General features: G+C 70.8%; 13 protein-coding genes and 2 pseudogenes. 9 read left to right on the forward strand and 6 right to left on the reverse strand.

Features of this window, described 5'->3' with window-relative positions; all coding sequences use genetic code 11:
• Position 1 precedes the first annotated feature (1 nt).
• The 3 genes from ACIRP2_RS05600 to ACIRP2_RS05610 form a co-directional block, all read right to left on the reverse strand.
• Positions 2-1,345, reverse strand: a complete 1,344-nt coding sequence (locus tag ACIRP2_RS05600; protein WP_404246802.1) for an MFS transporter — start codon at positions 1,343-1,345, stop codon at positions 2-4.
• Positions 1,346-1,531: 186 nt separating this feature from the next.
• Positions 1,532-2,074 (reverse strand): methylated-DNA--[protein]-cysteine S-methyltransferase, encoded by a 543-nt coding sequence (locus ACIRP2_RS05605; protein ID WP_404246804.1) that lies wholly within the window; start codon positions 2,072-2,074, stop codon positions 1,532-1,534.
• Positions 2,075-2,134: 60 nt separating this feature from the next.
• Positions 2,135-3,079, reverse strand: a complete 945-nt coding sequence (locus tag ACIRP2_RS05610) for a glycerophosphodiester phosphodiesterase (RefSeq protein ID WP_404246806.1) — start codon at positions 3,077-3,079, stop codon at positions 2,135-2,137.
• Positions 3,080-3,293: 214 nt separating this feature from the next.
• Here ACIRP2_RS05610 and ACIRP2_RS05615 point away from each other — a divergent pair, with 214 nt between their 5' ends.
• The 5 genes from ACIRP2_RS05615 (at position 3,294) to ACIRP2_RS05635 (ending at position 10,396) form a co-directional block, all read left to right on the forward strand.
• A complete protein-coding gene (locus tag ACIRP2_RS05615; protein WP_404246808.1) occupies positions 3,294-4,181 on the forward strand; it encodes an MHYT domain-containing protein in 888 nt (295 codons plus the stop codon).
• A gap of 62 nt (positions 4,182-4,243) precedes the next feature.
• The gene (gene uvrB, locus ACIRP2_RS05620) at positions 4,244-6,364 is read left to right on the forward strand and encodes an excinuclease ABC subunit UvrB (RefSeq protein ID WP_404246810.1); all 2,121 of its coding nucleotides are present in this window, start codon (positions 4,244-4,246) and stop codon (positions 6,362-6,364) included.
• 131 nt (positions 6,365-6,495) lie between these two features.
• The gene (locus tag ACIRP2_RS05625) at positions 6,496-7,074 is read left to right on the forward strand and encodes a TerD family protein (protein WP_351081610.1); all 579 of its coding nucleotides are present in this window, start codon (positions 6,496-6,498) and stop codon (positions 7,072-7,074) included.
• A gap of 128 nt (positions 7,075-7,202) precedes the next feature.
• Positions 7,203-9,134: a TerD family protein gene (locus ACIRP2_RS05630; protein ID WP_404246812.1), complete on the forward strand. Its 1,932-nt coding sequence runs from the start codon at positions 7,203-7,205 to the stop codon at positions 9,132-9,134.
• Positions 9,135-9,391: 257 nt separating this feature from the next.
• Entirely contained in the window at positions 9,392-10,396 is a 1,005-nt protein-coding gene (locus tag ACIRP2_RS05635) for a TerC family protein (RefSeq protein WP_404246814.1), read from the forward strand.
• 199 nt (positions 10,397-10,595) lie between these two features.
• Here the strand turns inward: ACIRP2_RS05635 and ACIRP2_RS05640 are convergent.
• A pseudogene (locus tag ACIRP2_RS05640) lies at positions 10,596-10,724 on the reverse strand (MBL fold metallo-hydrolase); the annotation flags it as partial.
• On the opposite strand from ACIRP2_RS05640, the gene ACIRP2_RS05645 reads away from it, so the two are divergent.
• From ACIRP2_RS05645 to ACIRP2_RS05655, 3 genes are all read left to right on the forward strand, one after another.
• Positions 10,704-11,102 (forward strand): hypothetical protein, encoded by a 399-nt coding sequence (locus ACIRP2_RS05645; RefSeq protein ID WP_404247206.1) that lies wholly within the window; start codon positions 10,704-10,706, stop codon positions 11,100-11,102. The pseudogene ACIRP2_RS05640 and the gene ACIRP2_RS05645 sit on opposite strands and share 21 nt — an antisense overlap.
• Complete coding sequence (locus tag ACIRP2_RS05650; RefSeq protein ID WP_404246816.1) at positions 11,099-11,407, forward strand: hypothetical protein; 309 nt, start codon at positions 11,099-11,101, stop codon at positions 11,405-11,407. Before ACIRP2_RS05645 ends, ACIRP2_RS05650 begins: the two co-directional genes overlap by 4 nt.
• A 157-nt stretch (positions 11,408-11,564) precedes the next feature.
• Positions 11,565-11,963 (forward strand): hypothetical protein, encoded by a 399-nt coding sequence (locus ACIRP2_RS05655; RefSeq protein ID WP_404246818.1) that lies wholly within the window; start codon positions 11,565-11,567, stop codon positions 11,961-11,963.
• A 259-nt stretch (positions 11,964-12,222) separates the two neighbouring features.
• Here ACIRP2_RS05655 and ACIRP2_RS05660 read toward each other — a convergent pair.
• Both ACIRP2_RS05660 and ACIRP2_RS05665 read right to left on the reverse strand, forming a co-directional pair.
• Positions 12,223-12,513: pseudogene (locus ACIRP2_RS05660) on the reverse strand (hypothetical protein); the annotation flags it as partial.
• Between the two features lie 55 nt (positions 12,514-12,568).
• On the reverse strand, positions 12,569-13,213 hold the full coding sequence (locus tag ACIRP2_RS05665; RefSeq protein ID WP_404246820.1) for a hypothetical protein: 645 nt from the start codon (positions 13,211-13,213) through the stop codon (positions 12,569-12,571).
• Positions 13,214-13,649: 436 nt separating this feature from the next.
• On the opposite strand from ACIRP2_RS05665, the gene ACIRP2_RS05670 reads away from it, so the two are divergent.
• Entirely contained in the window at positions 13,650-14,420 is a 771-nt protein-coding gene (locus ACIRP2_RS05670) for a site-specific integrase (RefSeq protein ID WP_404246822.1), read from the forward strand.
• Positions 14,421-14,447 lie beyond the last annotated feature (27 nt).

Here is a 14,447-nt window from a genome sequence, read left to right on the forward strand (position 1 = left end):
CTCAGGGTTCGGTGGGCGCAGTCGCTGACGTCGATGTGACGGGATCGGCGGGCGCAGCCGGTGCGGCCGAGCGGGTGAGCACCCGGCGCAGTGCGAGTGCCGCCATCGGAAGAAGCAGGCATGCCGCGACCACGTTCAGCCAGCCGTAGCTCGCCCGGGCGACGATCACCCCGGCGATCGCGCCGCCAAGGCCCGCCGCCGTGTTCATGGTCAGGTCCGACAGACCCTGCACGGCGGCACGGGCGGGCTGCGGTACGGAGTCGGTGAGCAGTGCCGAGCCGGCGACCAGCCCGGCCGACCAGCCGAGCCCGAGCAGGAACAGGCCTGCCGCGGTCCGGCCGTGGCTCGGACCCGCGGTGCCGGCCAGAAGCGCGGCACAGGAGAGCAGTCCGACCGCCAGCCCGATCACCGTGAGCCGGCCGAAGCGGTCGGACAGCCAGCCCATCACCGGTGAGAACGCGTACATACCCGCGATGTGGCCGCTGATGACCAGGCCGATGAGCTGGAGACCGGCGCCATGATGGCCCAGATCGACCGGGGTCATCACCATGATCGAGACCATCGCGGTGTGCGAGACGGCCACCGTGACCAGGGCGAGCCGTGCCGACGCGGACGCCCGGACCGCCGCGATGCCGGCCCGCAGTGAACGGCCCGAGGAGGACGCGTCGTCCTGCGGTGCCAGCGCTCGTGCCGTGAGCAGCGGGTCCGGCCTCAGCAGCACCCCGACCACCACGGCGGCCAGCAGGAAGATCCCGGCAGCGAAGAAGAAGGGACCGGCCTTCTCGGATATCGCGGTGCCGCGGAAGACATGTCCCACCGGCGCCGCGATGTTCGGCCCCAGAACCGAACCGATCGTCGTGGCCCAGATGACGGTGGAGATCGCCCGGCCGCGCCGGTCGGGCTCGACCAGATCCGCTGCGGCGAACCGGGCCTGCAGATTGGCCGAGGACCCGGCGCCGAACCCGGCCATGCCGAGCAGCAGCAGCGGGAAATTCTCGACGAGGGTGGACAGGACCACGAGCCCCGCGCCGAGCGCACCGATCAGATATGCCAGCACGAGACCGGGGCGTCGGCCGCGCGAGGTCATCAGTGCCGCCAGCGGCAGCGAAAGCAGCGCGGTACCCGTCACCGACGCGGTCGGGGCCAGGCCGGACAGTGCCTCGGAACCGCTCACCTCCGTGGCCAGGACCGGGGCCAGGGCGATTCCGACGGGCACGCCGAGGCCGCCGAGTATCTGGCTGGCGATGAGTACCGCGGACGTTCTGCGCCGCAGTCGGGGCAGCTCGGCCGCCGTGACCCGGCCGGGTCCGGCGGCGGTGTCAGGTGCGTCGGGGGTGTTGGTCACCGACGCAGTGTGCCAGCCCGTACGCGGGCACGAAACCGGGGCAGGGCCGCCCGGTACGGAGGACAGGAGCGACGGGTTCGCCGGAGCCCGGATCGGAACGGTGACGGGGCGCCGGGGCCCGGACCGGGCAGCGGCAGGTCGCCGGGGTCCGGATCAGTACAGCGCCCTGGCCAGGAAGCGGCCGGGTCAGAAGAGCGGCTGGGGAAGCACGCCCTCCAGCGCCAGCAGCTTCCGTTTGGTTTCGCGACCACCGCCGAACCCGCCGAGGCCGCCGTCGCTCTCCACCACGCGATGGCACGGCACCACCACCGGCAGGGGATTGGATCCCATCGCGGCCCCGACCGCCTGCGCCGCCCCCGGCTGCCCCACGCGCTCGGCGAGATCGCCGTACCCGACGACCGTCCCGTACGGCACCCCCGCCGCCAGCTCGCGCAGCACCTGGCGGTTGAAGCCGGACGTCAGTGACCAGTCCAGATCGAGCGAGAACTCCCGCGACGTGCCCGCGAAGTACTCCGCGAGCTGGCGTATCGGCTCGGCGAGCCGTGCGGAGCCGGGGCTCTCCTCCGGCTCCGCACCGAGTCGCGTCCGCAGCTGCTCGACCGCTCTCCTCCGCACCTCGGGGCGGGCGTGGAACACCACACTCACCAGGCCCGCGCCGGTCGCGGCGAGCAGGAGCGGGCCGATGTCGCTCTCGACGACGGCCCACTCGACGACCCCGTTGCTGTTCATGGGGACCACCGTACGACCGGCCACTGACAATGCGCCGTGGCGACGGGGGCGGTGGCGCTGTCAGCCCGTGGCCCCGCGCACCACGTCAGGGGTGTTGGTGATGATCCCGTCGACACCGAAGCCCGCCACCCTGGTCGCGTTCGCCGCGTCGTTGACCGTCCAGGTGTTGACCTGCAGCTTCTTTCCGTGTGCGCCCTTCAGCGCGTGCACCGCCTTTACGTAGTCGGCGGAGATCGACGTGTACGAGGGGTTGATCTGATCGGTGAACGCCGCGTACGAAGGCAGATCGGCCACCGCGGGAGTGCCGAGGAAACCGGTCGTGACGTCCGGACGCCGCTGGTGCACCTTCTTCACGCTGTCCGCGCCGAAACTCTGGATGACGAGCCTGTTCCTGACGTGGTCGCGGTCGAGCCACCCCTTCTGGCCCAGCACCCGCAGGGTCTCCTTCTCGATGCCCGGGTAGAGCTCCGGGCTCTTGATCTCCAGCAGCAGCTTCTGGTGATTGCGTTCGATCCGGTCCAGGTACTGCTTGAGGGTGGGCACCCGGGTTCCGGCGAACTGCGGACCGAACCAGCTGCCCGCGTCCAGCCGGGCGATCTCGGCGGCCGTGAAGTCCTTGACCGCCCACGGCGCGCGGTCCGGGAAGACCTCCTCGACATCGGTGGTCCGCCTCAGATCGGTGTCGTGCACGACCACCAGCACACCGTCCTTGGTGAACTGGACGTCGTTCTCCACCCAGTCGAAGCCCAGGGCGTCGGCCTTGTCGACGGCGGCCAGGGTGTTCTCCGGCGCGTAGGCCGAGGCGCCCCGGTGGGCGACGACGACCGGGGCGGCCCGCTCCTCGTCCGTGGCCCGGGCGCTGACGGTCCGGATGCCCGTGACCGTGCCCGTGTGCCCGGCTGTGGGCCGGCCCGTCGACTGCGTGTCGGTGGTCGACATCAGCAGCGCGCCGGCACCCATGAGGGCGGCGGCTGCGACGGCGGCGGTGGCGGTGCGTGCGTACACGTGTACTCCTCGCGTCAGAGTTACGGACGGGCCGAGAGTGGCAGTCACCGCCCAACGAGGGACAGGCGAAGGATGGCCACAACGTGAACGCCGCTGTTGAGACCGGGTCACGGGCCGATTTCCTTGTCGATAAAATGCGGTTCATCTGTTTGTCTGCCGGGCCGCGCGCCTTAGGGTCACCCCGAACCCGGGCTTCCGCGAAGGGCGTACGAGCATGCAGGGCACGATCGACGGTTTCAGCTATGGAGCGGTGACGCCCGTCGCGGCCTTCCTCATGGCCTGTCTCGGCGCGGCCCTGGGGCTGCGCTGCACGATCCGTTCGGTGCGCACCGGACGCTCCTTCAGGGCCGGCTGGCTGGCCCTCGGCGCGACCTCCATCGGCTCCGGCATATGGACGATGCACTTCATCGCGATGATGGGCTTCTCCATCGAGGGGCTCACCATCGGCTACGACAAGCCGATCACCTTCGCCAGTCTCGCGGTCGCGATCGGCATGGTCGCCATCGGCATCTTCATCGTCGGGTACCGGGGCGCCACCCGTATGGCGCTGGTGACGGGTGGCACGATCACCGGGCTGGGGGTGGCCACCATGCACTACCTGGGCATGGCCGGAATGCGCCTTGAAGGACAGTTCGAGTACGACACCGTCACCGTGGCCCTCTCCGTCGTCATCGCCGTGGTGGCCGCCACGACCGCGCTCTGGGCAGCCGTCTCCATCCACGGCTTCCTGTCCAGCCTCGGCGCCGCGGTCGTGATGGGTGTCGCGGTGAGCGGCATGCACTACACGGCCATGGCCGGGCTCAGCGTCCATCTGCACCCCGGCGCCCTCGCCGGCGCCGCTTCGACCGAGGGGCGCGGCGCCTCCCTCGTCCCCCTGCTGATCGGCCCCGGTTGCTTCCTGTTCCTGGCCGCGGTGGTCGTGATGTTCGACCCCCTGATGGTGATGGGCACCCCGGACCGGGACGACCTCGCAGCCGCGCACGGGGCCGGACGCCCCCTCGGGATCCCGGCGCAGCGGCACGTCCCGCGGTTCGGTACGCACGCCGATCCGGCGTCGTTCCACTCCCGGCCGCACGATCCCGCGCCGCCGTCGGAACGGTGACCCCGCCCCGGCACGACGGCCGACCCGGCCCGGTTGTCAGTGGGGGGTCGTACGGTGGTTGCATGCGGCCCGTTTCGAAGATCGAACGTTCGGTGGCGCCTTTCGAGGTCGTCAGTCCCTACCAGCCCAGCGGCGACCAGCCCGCGGCCATCGCCGAGCTGGAGCGACGCATCCGCGCGGACGAGAAGGACGTCGTCCTGCTCGGTGCGACCGGCACCGGCAAGTCGGCGACCACCGCCTGGATGATCGAGAAGCTGCAGCGCCCCACCCTCGTCATGGCGCCGAACAAGACGCTCGCGGCCCAGCTGGCGAACGAGTTCCGCGAGCTGCTCCCCAACAATGCCGTCGAGTACTTCGTCTCGTACTACGACTACTACCAGCCCGAGGCGTACGTCCCGCAGTCGGACACCTACATCGAGAAGGACTCCTCGATCAACGAGGAGGTCGAGCGGTTGCGTCACTCCGCGACGAACTCGCTGCTCACCCGGCGCGATGTCGTCGTGGTCGCCTCCGTCTCCTGCATCTACGGCCTGGGTACGCCCCAGGAGTACGCGGACCGGATGGTCCAGCTCAAGGTCGGCGACGAGATCGACCGCGACCAGCTGCTGCGCCGCTTCGTCGAGATCCAGTACACCCGCAACGACCTCGCGTTCACCCGCGGCACCTTCCGGGTGCGCGGCGACACCATCGAGATCTTCCCGGTCTACGAGGAGCTCGCCGTCCGCATCGAGATGTTCGGTGACGAGATCGAGGCGCTCTCCACCCTCCACCCGCTCACCGGCGAGGTCATCAGCGAGGACCAGTCCCTCCACGTCTTCCCCGCCAGCCACTACGTCGCGGGCCCCGAGCGCATGGAGAAGGCGGTCAACGGCATCGAGCGGGAGCTGGAACAGCGCCTCGCCGAGCTGGAGAAGCAGGGCAAGATGCTGGAGGCCCAGCGGCTGCGGATGCGGACCACGTACGACATCGAGATGCTCCGGCAGATCGGCACCTGCTCCGGTGTCGAGAACTACTCGATGCACTTCGACGGCCGCTCGCCCGGCACCGCCCCCAACACCCTCCTCGACTACTTCCCCGAGGACTTCCTTCTCGTCCTCGACGAGTCGCACGTCACCGTGCCGCAGATCGGCGCGATGTACGAGGGCGACGCCTCCCGCAAGCGCACCCTCGTCGACCACGGCTTCCGGCTCCCCTCCGCGCTCGACAACCGTCCGCTGAAATGGGAGGAGTTCCTCGGCCGGATCGGCCAGACCGTCTATCTCTCCGCAACGCCGGGAAAGTACGAGCTGTCCAGGGGCGACGGCTTCGTGGAGCAGATCATCCGTCCCACCGGTCTCGTCGACCCGGAGGTCGTGGTCAAGCCCACCGAGGGCCAGATCGACGATCTGGTGCACGAGATCCGCAAGCGCGCGGAGAAGGACGAGCGGGTCCTGGTCACCACTCTCACCAAGAAGATGGCCGAGGATCTCACCGACTACTTCCTGGAGCTCGGCATCCAGGTCCGCTATCTGCACAGCGACGTCGACACGCTGCGCCGCATCGAGCTGCTGCGGGAGCTGCGCTCCGGCGAGTACGACGTACTGGTCGGCATCAACCTCCTGCGCGAGGGCCTGGACCTGCCCGAGGTGTCGCTCGTCGCCATCCTCGACGCGGACAAGCAGGGCTTCCTGCGCTCCGGGACGTCTCTGATCCAGACCATCGGACGCGCCGCCCGAAACGTGTCGGGGCAGGTCCACATGTACGCGGACAAGATCACCCCGGCGATGGCACAGGCCATCGACGAGACCAATCGCCGTCGCGAGAAGCAGATCGCCTACAACACCGAGCGCGGCCTCGATCCGCAGCCGCTGCGCAAGAAGATCAACGACATCGTCGCGACGATCGCCCGCGAGGAGGTCGACACCGAGCAACTGCTCGGCACCGGCTACCGCCAGGGGAAGGGTGCCAAGGCCCCCGTACCCACGCTGGGCGCGAAGACGGCAGCAACCAAGAAGGCCAGGGCTGCCGGCGCCGTGGTCACCGACCGTCCCGCCACCGAACTCGCCGGGATCATCGAGGAGATGACCGACCGGATGCGAGCGGCCGCCGCGGACCTGCAGTTCGAGGTGGCGGCCCGACTGCGCGACGAGGTCGGTGAGTTGAAGAAGGAGCTGCGTCAGATGCGCGAGGCGGGCCTCGCCTGACTCTGTCGAGTCCTGTGTGTTGCAGGACCGACACAAAAACGTCCTGCGCGGCCGTGTTTCCGGCACGACTGCGTAGGGTTCTGGAAAGCCGCGCACGGACGGGCGCGGGGAAAGCGGAGAGGGGACAGCGCGTGACGGTCAATATGACCAAGGGTCAGGCCATCAGCCTGCAGAAGAACGACGGGGGGACCCTGACCGCGGTACGGATGGGGCTCGGCTGGCAGGCGGCGCCGCGCCGGGGTCTGTTCGGTTCGCGTACGCGGGAGATCGACCTCGACGCATCGGCGGTGCTGTTCGCCGACAAGCAGCCGGTCGACGTGGTCTTCTTCCGTCACCTGGTCAGTGACGACGGCTCGGTCAAGCACACCGGTGACAACCTGGTCGGTGGCGCCGGTTCGGGCGGGGACGACGAGGCGATCCTCGTCGACCTGCAGCGGGTGCCGGTCCACATCGACCAGATCGTCTTCACGGTGAACTCCTTCACCGGCCAGACGTTCCAGGAGGTGCAGAACGCCTTCTGCCGCATCGTCGACGAGACCAACGGCCAGGAGCTCGCCCGCTACACGCTGGACGGCGGCGGGCAGTACACCGCCCAGATCATGGCGAAGGTGCACCGCTCGGGGAACGGCTGGCAGATGACCGCCCTCGGCAACCCGGCCAACGGCCGCACCTTCCAGGACCTGATGCCGGCGATCCTGCCGCACCTGTAGACACGGCCGGACCGACCGGTCGACATCGGTACGCGCAGCTCCCGGAGGCATCGGCCGCCGGGAGCTGCATCACATGGCACCACGCCTCACCGCACCGCGCGGCGGCGACTCATCGAGGGGACAGAGCAATGACGGCCGAGCTGGTCCGAGGGCAGAACCACACCTTGCCCCAGACCCGTCTGGAGATCCGGGTATCGGCCGGCACGCCCGTCGTGGCCGGTGCCACGCTCGGCGACGAGAACGGCACCGTGCACGGCACCGAGTGGATCGCGCACCCGGGGTCGCCCCAGTTGCCCGGGCTCGAAGTGTCCAGGCAGGCCGCAGCGGACCACCGGCTCGCCGTGGACCTCGACGCCCTGTCCGCCTCGGTGCACCGGGTCACCGTGCTGCTGGCCCTGCCCACGGGCGTCGGCGGCCCGGCCCGCTTCGGCGCGGTCTCCGCGCCGTTCGTCGCCGTCACCGGCCTCGAAGGCACCGAGATCGCCACCTTCACCCTCACCGGCCTGGACACCGAATCCGCGGTCGCCGCACTGGAGCTCTATCGCCGCCAGGGCGCCTGGAAGGTCCGCGCCGTCGGTCAGGGCTACGCGGGCGGTCTCGCCGCCATGCTCGCCGACCAGGGCCTGGCCCAGGCGGCCGAGCTGGCCCGCTCGATCCAGGACGCGGTCGCCCGGGGGATGGCCCGCTCGGTCGCTCCGCCTCCGCCGCGCACCCCGGGCGCAGACAGGGTCGGCCACGGCACGGGCTCCGTGCCGTCCTCGGACGGCCACAGGCCGCCCGTCCCACCGCCGCCGGCCGCGCAGCCCTCCGAGCCCACCACCCCGCTGCCCACGGCCGGCACCGGCGGCCCCATCGACTACACGCACCCGCGCCGCCGGACCTCCGCTCCCCCGCCGCCCCCGCCCACCGCGCCGCCCGCCGAGCCGGGCCGCCCCGCCCGGCCCGTCGCCGGAGACGCGACCGGCTGGTCCATGGAGGAGCGCCTCTACAACCAGATCTGGGGCATGTTCGAAGACCTGGCCCGTACCACCGCCGCGTACCGCAGCGCCGTGGACTTCGCCGAGTCCCGCATGGACCAGGAGCTCGACCGGACCCTGTCCGATCCGCGCAACCGGATCGGCGGCGCAGGCGACCGGGCCCGCGAGCAGGCCCGCGCCAAGCGCGACGAGCTGACGGCCCGGGCCCGCGAGGTCCTCGACCGGGACCTCGCCCAGCTCGCGGCCGAGTCCGCCGTGGTCGAACCCGCACTGCCCGCCGCGTTCGCGGGTTGGGACAACCCCGTCTGGCACGCCTACCGCGTCCCGATGGAGATCCCCATGGCGCTGCGCATCGGCGACCTCCATCTGCCCGAGAACACCGGGCTGCGCATCCCGTTGCTGGTCCGGCTCCCTCTGGAGCGCGGCCTGTGGATCGACAGCAGCCGTACGGCGTCCGAGGCCGCGTCCCTCATGGACACCGCCCGACTGCACCACCTGGCCATGGAGAACGCGGTCGCGCACGCGGCCCGGCTGCTGGCCGTGTACCCGGCCGGCGAGTTCTCCGTCCATGTCATCGACCCCGCGGGCTCGGCGGCCGGAGCCCTCGCGCCCCTGGTCGGATCGGGGGCCCTCGCCGGGCCGCCGGCCACCGGAGCCGGGGGAGTGGCCCCGGTCCTGGCCCAGCTCACCCGGCGCGTCGACCTGGTGCAGATGGCGATCCGGGCCGGCGCGTCCGATTCGCTGCCACCGGACCTGGACCTGGGCCAGCAACTGCTGATCGTCAACGACTTCCCGCACGGATTCGACGACCGGTCCGTCACCCAGCTGCGCTACCTGGCCGACGAGGGGCCCTCGGTCGGCGTCCATCTCCTGATGGTCGCGGACCGCGCGGACGCCAGTGCGTACGGGCCGGTGCTCGACCCGCTGTGGCGCTCGCTGCTCCGGATCACGCCGGTCGCCGACGACCACCTGGCCGATCCCTGGGTGGGCCACGCCTGGACGTACGAGCCGCTGAGGATGCCGCCCGGCAGCCGGGTCCTCGAACAGGTGCTTGCCAAGGTGGCCGCGGCCCGGCGTTCCTGAGCGTGGCTGCTACGCCTCGTTGCCTCTGACCTGCCCTTTTGAAAGATCTTTACCTTTTTCTTTACCTTCCCTTGGTTTTCCCTGTACTGTTCTTTGGGCGGAGGGGAGTATTCCCATACGCGGCGTGCCCGTCAGTACGGACTGTGACCGGTCCCGGGGCGCCGGCCCGTGGCGCGCAGTCCGTGCGCGCCCGGGTGGAAGAGACCTCCGGCAGCGACGACGCTGATCAGTAGCCGTAGCGAACTGCCGGAGGCGCAGTGGACGTTTCATGGACCCTTTGGGTGCTGACCATTCTCGGTCTGTCAGCACTTGTCGCCGTCGACTTCTTCATCGGGCGCAAGCCCCATGACGTGACGACGAAGGAAGCCGGAATCTGGACGGTCATCTGGATCGCGCTGGCCGTGATCTTCGGACTCGGTCTGCTGGTGTTCGGCGAGAGCCAGGCCTCGGGCGAGTTCTTCGCCGGCTTCATCACCGAGAAGTCGCTCAGCGTCGACAACCTCTTCGTCTTCGTCCTGATCATGGCGAAGTTCTCGGTCCCCTCCCACCTCCAGCAACGGGTGCTGCTCGTCGGTGTGCTGATCGCGCTGGTGCTGCGAGCGGTCTTCATCGCCGCCGGCGCGGCCGTCATCGCCAACTTCTCGTGGGTCTTCTACATCTTCGGCGCGTTCCTGATCTACACCGCCTGGAAGCTCATCCAGGAGGCGCGGGCCGACGAGGACGAGGAGGAGTTCGAGGAGAACCGCCTTCTCAAGACGATCGAGCGCCGCTTCGGCGTCGCCGACCGCTACCACGGCACCAAGCTCTTCATCCGTAACAACGGCAAGCGCGTCCTGACGCCGCTGATGGTCGTCATGCTCGCCATAGGAACGACCGATGTGCTGTTCGCCCTGGACTCCATCCCGGCGATCTTCGGCCTGACCCAGGACCCGTACATCGTCTTCACCGCCAACGCCTTCGCCCTGATGGGGCTGCGGCAGCTGTACTTCCTGATCGGCGGTCTGCTGAAGAAGCTGGTCCACCTCAGCTACGGCCTCTCGGTCATCCTCGGCTTCATCGGCGTGAAGCTGGTGCTGCACGCACTGCACGAGTCCGGAGTGCACGTTCCCGAGATCTCCATCCCGGTCTCGCTGGGCGTCATCTGCGGTGTGCTGGTGATCACCACGATCACCAGCCTCGTCGCCAACAGGAAGCGGGAGCGGGCCGAGGCGGCCGCGGAAGCGGACGAGCCCGCGGACCGGGGTTCCGGCATCGGCGCCTGAGCGGGGCGGACGGCCCGGTTCCCGTCCGGCCGGACGGGAACCGGGCACCGGCCGGGGCGGCGACCACGCGTCACCTGCCCCGGCCGGTGCCCGTGCGGGTGGAGAGCCCCGGTCCGGGGGCGGCGGTCCTTCGGCGGCGCTCAACTCCCGCGCGGGCCGGATGGCCGCGGTGCGGCCGCCGTCACCAGCCGCGGGCGCGTCACTGCGGCAGCTGCGGACGCTCGTCGCCGAGCGTGGTGTCGTGACCGTGGCCCGGATAGACCCGGGTCTCGTCCGGCAGCTGGTCGAAGAGCTTGGTCTCCACGTCGTGGAGCAGGTTCGCGAAGGCCAGCCTCCACCGGCCCCGGCCGGGGTCATTCCCGACACGTTCATCGCCGTCCTGCGCCACCAATGGGTGCCGAACATGCCCGCCCCGCTACGGCGCTGCCGGTTCGTCGCCGCCCTGTACGCCGCCCACCGCCTGGCCGACCCGTCCGGGGCCCTGCGCGACAGCGGCGGCCGCCCCGTCCCCGTGGGCGCCATCGCGTACGCCTCCGCCACCAGCGAGACGACTGCCACCCGCTACCTCGCCGCGGCCATCGCTGCCGGCGTCCTCACCGAACGGCGCCCGGGCCTCTTCGCCCTGGCGCCTGGCGCCGTCCCTGACTGGCAGGCCGCGGCCGCCGTCATCGACCACCACCGCATCCCCGCCGGGAGCTCCGCGTGACCTCCGTCCCTTACGCCCGTGCCACCACCGCACGGGTCCGGTGCTGGCTCTGCGGCACCACCAAGACCCCGTTGCGGTCCGACGTCCACGTGAACGGCCACCTGTGCCCGCCTTGCTGGGCCGTCCAGCCGCGCGGTTACAACGCCTGGGTACGCGCCGCGTCCGCCCTCGCTCTCCGCCTGGGGCTCGGCCGCCACTGGACCGACAACGGGCTGCGCCAAGGATGGCTCCGGGATGTCGCCGGCCGGTACCGCATCACCGCATGGCACGACGCCCCCGCCGGGACGCCCGACGCGCCTACCTGACCGGCTTCGCCCTGGGCCGGATGCGCAGGGTCGCGATCCTCGCCGCCGCCGGGCACAGCTACCACCTCATCGCCCGTGGCCTCTCCGTGACGCCCGAGACGGCCCACCAGTGGGCCAAGGCCGGCGCTCTCCTGCGAACGCCCCTGGAGGCCGTCCGATGCCGTCTCAGCCCCTCACCACCCGCGTCCCGCCGGGCGTCCATGACCGCCTCCGGGAGATGTCCGTACGGCGCGGGACGTCCCTCGCGGCGACGGCCGCCGACCTACTGAGCGCCGCCGTGGCGGAGGGCAGCGAGGGTGCCGTCCCGCAGCCGGACGGCACCCTCGTCGGTGCGGTCCGTTCCCTCCTGGCCGACGTGACCGCGCCTCAAGCCGTGGTGCACCGAGAGTTGGCCGTCCGCCCGGCTCGCACCGTCGAGCGTGGGGAACGCGGGGCCGTCGCCGCCGCCGACCTGATGACGGACGTCGTAGACAAGGCGCTGCGGGCGCAGCACCAAGAGGACAACCCCAACGCCGGTGACTCGTTGGACTCCATCCTCTCCAGCCTCCAGTTCTAGGCCGGCCGATCCAGGCATGTACGTCAACGCAACCGTTCAACACCGCGAGCCCCAGCGTGAGGCCCGCCGACAAATTGTCAGCATCCGAGTGTGAGTAGTTGGCGTACAGAAAGGTCCGTTGAGATTGATCTCGCTGGCTAGCGCACCGACCGGGGGCGCGGTTGGGGTTCGGGAAAGCCCGCCGGGCGGGCCTGGGCGCTGGCTACGCGATCTGCTGCCTCTTGGCAACGATCAGGTCCTGCGGCGTGGGCTGATCCTGGGCTGCGGGCACTGCCCCATTCCACGACCCGGCCAGCAGCGCGGTGTCGATCTCCGCCTCCACCGCCTTCTTGCGGCCCGTCAACTCCGGCAGCGACAGGAAGGCCCGCAGCACCGGCGCGCCCTCGGCGGTCGCGTCGAGGTCCACCACCTCCACCAGCAGCTTCAAGAACGGCCGCACCGTGGAGAACCGGCTGACCAGCATCCGCCGCCACGCCTCGTTTGCGTCCGAGTCCAGCGGCGGCGCCAGCTCGACCATTGCGGCCACCGCCGAGGTGAGCTCGCCCCGCGGGCCGGGCATGCCGTCAGGGGCGGGATGCCCGGCCCGCGGACACGGGAACGGCTGATCAGCTGGTCCAGAGGACCGGGCTGTCGCTGTACGCGTCACCCTCCTCGAACGAGGCAACCGCGATGGGATCGGTTTTCGTGGCGCTGAGCGAGCAGGTCTCGTACGACGCGCCCTTGGTGGTGAAGTCGCGGGGTGCCGTCTTGCTGTCGCACTTGCCGGGGAGGTCGCCGATCAGAACGACGCCCGTGGGGCCTCCGCCTTCCAGATTGCCGCGCAGCCTCAGCGACGCGTACGACAGGTCGGTGCCGCCGACGTTCTCCACCTTCATCCGGATGTAGTAGGGCGTCATGCCCTTCGCCTTGTCACCGAAGGAGGCCATGTCGGCCTCGGTGCCCTTCTCGATCGCCGTGACGGTCACGGCCACGGTGCCCTTCTTGTCGGTCCCGTACTTGAACGGCAGGACCGCTCGGTCACCGATCTTGAACTTCGTGCCCGGTGCGGCGACGTCACCACCGGCCGGAGCGGCAGCGTCATCGCTGGGGTCCGCGGACGGGCTCTTGCTGCCCGGGTCGGACGACGCCGGGGCGGAGGCCGGCGGCGAGTCCTGCGCCGATGCCGCGTCCTCGCCGTCGTTGCAGGCCGTGAGCCCGAGCCCCAGGGTGGTGAGGGCAACTGCGGAGACGATACGTACCTTATTTATCATTTTGGCCTAACTGGCAGTGAGGGCTGCCCATGCGGCAGCCGGAACGTTCAACTGGGCGAAGCGCCCGGCCATGTGACCGGACGCGCCGACGCGGCACGACGACGGCGGTGCGTCAACCAGGCGCGCCGCGAAGCCATCTCAGACTGAGGCGGGAATGACACAGGCGCGGCACAGGCGCGGCACAGGCACGGCACAGGGCGCGCGGCGGGCTCCACCGTCTCCGTCGCCGCGATGCGCCGACGTCTCGCGCGGGGTGAAAGGGGATGATCCCGCTAACCTCCGCCGAGACGCCCTTCGGCGCGTTCTGCAGCGGCGGAGGGCCGCACGGCCGTCCCCGCGTCCCGCGAGACGATGGCGGAGTGGGTGCGGCACCTGACCGTCACCCCCCCGGCAGCGGACCAAGGCGCCGGCCGGGCCGTCGACCATCGAGCGGGCTATGTCCGCCGTGACCTCCTGGCACGAGGAGCAGGGGCACCCGAAGCCGACCATGCGCGGCGCCCGGGCCGTCCTCAACGCCTACAAGGACCGGCTTGCGGAGGCGAAGGCGGCGGCCGCTCAGCCGAAGCAGGCCGCCGCGGCCCTGCCCGCGCAGATCCGTGCCATGCTCGCCGGGGCTGACCGGACCACTCTCTCGGGGAAGCGGAACGCCGCCCTCGTACTGGTCGGCTTCGCCACGGCGGCCCGCGTCTCCGAGCTGGTCGCGCTGGACCTCGACACCGTTGTGGAGACGGACCACGGCTACGACGTGACCGTGTACCGCAAGAAGGTCCGCAAACACACTGCGAACGCGATCTTGTACGGCACCGACCCGGCCACCTGTCCCGTCCGCGCGCTGCGCGCCTACTTCGCCGCCCTCGCGAACGCCGGACGCACCGAGGGCCCACTGTTCGTCCGCGTCGACCGGTGGGACCGCCTGGCTCCGCCGACGACCCGGGGTGGCCGCACGGTCGGGGACCCGGCCGGGCGGATGACGGCGGAGGCCGCCGCCGAGGTCGTCGAGCGCCTGGCGGTCGCCGCCGGCCTTTCCGGCGACTGGTCCGGGCACTCCCTGCGCCGCGGCTTCGCCACCGCCGCCCGGGCCGCCGGACACGACCCGCTGGAGATCGCTCGCGCGGGCGGATGGGTCGACGGCTCCCGCGTTCTCGCCCGGTACATGGACGACGTCGACCGCGTGAAGAACTCCCCGCTGGTCGGGATCGGCCTGTAACCGCCTGGGCCGATCGAAGCCGCCGGG

It is taken from the genome of Streptomyces sp. NPDC101194 (assembly GCF_044767885.1).
In the GTDB taxonomy this organism is placed as follows: domain Bacteria; phylum Actinomycetota; class Actinomycetes; order Streptomycetales; family Streptomycetaceae; genus Streptomyces.